We start from the raw sequence: 2352 nt of genomic DNA on the forward strand, positions 1-2352 counted from the left end.
AACGCGCCGTACTCGATGCGCATGGCGCCGCCTGCGAAGCCTTTTTTGGCCGGTATTTCGATGCGCGCAGCGGCTATTTCCGCGCGATCGAGCGCTGGGGCGCCAATGACGGTCCCGACGACGCGATCGAGAATGTCAATGATTGGCCCCATATCTACCAGTTGGGCGGAGCCGAGCGGATCCGGGAGCTCTATGAACTGGCCTATGAGGGCCATGTTCGCCAATTCTCGCAGGCGCGGACGACCGAGGTGCCGCTAGCGCGACAGGGCATGTATTTCCGAGAATTTCCGGTGATGATGGACTGGATGCACAATAGCGAGGGCCTGACCGTCTTCAACGTGATGGGCCTGGGGAATCCCTATTCCCAGCGCTATCGTGATCGGGTGCGCCGCTTTGCCGGCTTCTATACCGGTGAAGATGCCGCTGCGCCGAATTATGATCCAAAGCACAGGGTCATCCGCAGCATGTTCAACGGCAGCCGCGGCCCGCTGATGCGCAAGGCAACCGCGCTCGATTGGACCGGCGATCCGATCGACCTGACCGGCATCGATCCCAAGTCGTTGCTGCATGGCGAGCGCAGCTATGAAGAGATGCTGGAGCATTTCAAGGATTACACAGACACCACCGGCGACGTGCCGTTGAATCTGGGCGCCACCGGCCTGGTGGCGAATGCCTTCATGCTTTCGCAAGAACCAAAATATCGCCAATGGGTAGTCGAATATGTCGATGCCTGGATCGAGCGGGCCCGCGCTAACAAGGATATATTGCCCTCCAATGTCGGGCTTGATGGTACGATTGGCGGAGAGGCCGGAGGCAAATGGTATGGCGGCACCTATGGCTGGGCCTTCAGCCCGGTGATCCCGATGACCGGGGAGCGTCAGGACCGCAACCGCATCCCGTTCGCGATCCTCGGTTTCTTCAACGCCTATCTGCTGACCGGGAATGACAAATATCTCGATGCCTGGCGGCGCATGGCCGACAGCATCAATGCCAATGGCAAGATGGTGAACGGCAAGATGACCTATCCCACCATGTATGGGGATGAGGGCTGGTATAGTTTCAAGCCCGCCAAATGGGCGGTGGGCGCGGAGGAGCTTTATCTCATTTCGCTCAAGCCCGCCGATCGCGCACGCACGACGGCATCGCCATTCATCGACTATCTGGAAGGACGAAACCCCGCCTTTCCCGTCACCGCCCTGAGAGGGGCGCTGGCCCATATCCGCGACACCGGTGACGCCATGCGGCAGGACAAGACCCTGCCCGACACTCGTTTCGTCGACACGGTGATGGACCAGAATCCGGCCAGCGTCGCGGCGCTGACCATGTTGATGCAAGGCGGGCAGAATATGCATCGCGGCGCGCTGCAATTCTCGACCCTGCGCTATTTCGATCCGATCGCGGGGCGGCCGGGTATTCCGCAGGACGTCGCGGCGCTGGTCGACAGCATGACCCAGGATAGCGCCGCCGTGACGCTGGTGAACTGCAGCCCGTCGCACGACCGGACGGTGACGATCCAGGGCGGCGCCTATGGCGAACACCAGTTCCTGAGCGCGGCAATCGATGGCGGTGCGAGCAAGCGGGTCGATGGCCGCGCCTTCACCATAAGGCTGGCACCGGGCGCGGGCGTGCGACTGGAGCTCAAGATGCGACGCTTCGCCAATGCGCCGACGCTCAATTTCCCCTGGGCTGGCCCCGTGGTGGATGAAACGCCGCGTGTCCTCGCCGAGGACGAGAAACCCGCCGCTTATTGATGGACCGCGGCAAGGAAGCGTCGATCCATGCAAGTCCTGCATGGATCGGCCTTTCAACAGCATTGGACCGGAGCGCGCGCCCGCTTCATAGTTCCGGTCAGAGATAAATCCAAAAGTTCGCAACCTCTTCAAGGGCATGCTCATCGCATGGCCTGGGGCCGGCGCGAATGCATCAAAATCTGGGAGGATGCCGTGAACCGCCTTTTCACTATCAATACGCGATCCATGCTGCGCCAAAGTGCCGCAGCGTCCGCGATCATGCTGGCCGCAATTGCCGGTCCTGCCTGGGCGCAGGCCGAACCGGCAGCACCCGCCGCGCCCGCGCCGCAGGAGGAGGAACCGCAGGCCGCAGAGCCGGCCGTCGCCGACATCGTCGTGACCGGATCGCGCATCACCCGGTCCGGCTTCACCGCGCCCACGCCGACCACAGTCGTCGGCTTGGCCGACATTCAGAAGGCCGCACCAGCCAATATCGCCGATTTCGTCAACCAGATGCCACAGGTCAGCGGCAGTTCGACCACGCGCACCGGCAACAATAATACCAGCACCGGCACCAACGGCCTCAACACGCTGAACCTGCGCTCGCTCGGCTCCAACCGCA

The 2352-nt window shown here is 62.2% G+C and carries 1 protein-coding gene and 1 pseudogene; both read left to right on the forward strand.

Annotated elements, in window-relative coordinates; translation table 11 throughout:
• Positions 1 to 1751 (forward strand): hypothetical protein (locus tag VMR39_RS21480; RefSeq protein WP_325418921.1); only part of this gene is annotated, 1751 nt, incomplete at its 5' end.
• Positions 1752 to 1943: 192 nt separating this feature from the next.
• A pseudogene (locus tag VMR39_RS21485) lies at positions 1944 to 2352 on the forward strand (TonB-dependent receptor); the annotation flags it as partial.

The sequence above is a fragment of the Sphingobium sp. genome, assembly GCF_035511395.1.
GTDB lineage: Bacteria > Pseudomonadota > Alphaproteobacteria > Sphingomonadales > Sphingomonadaceae > Sphingobium.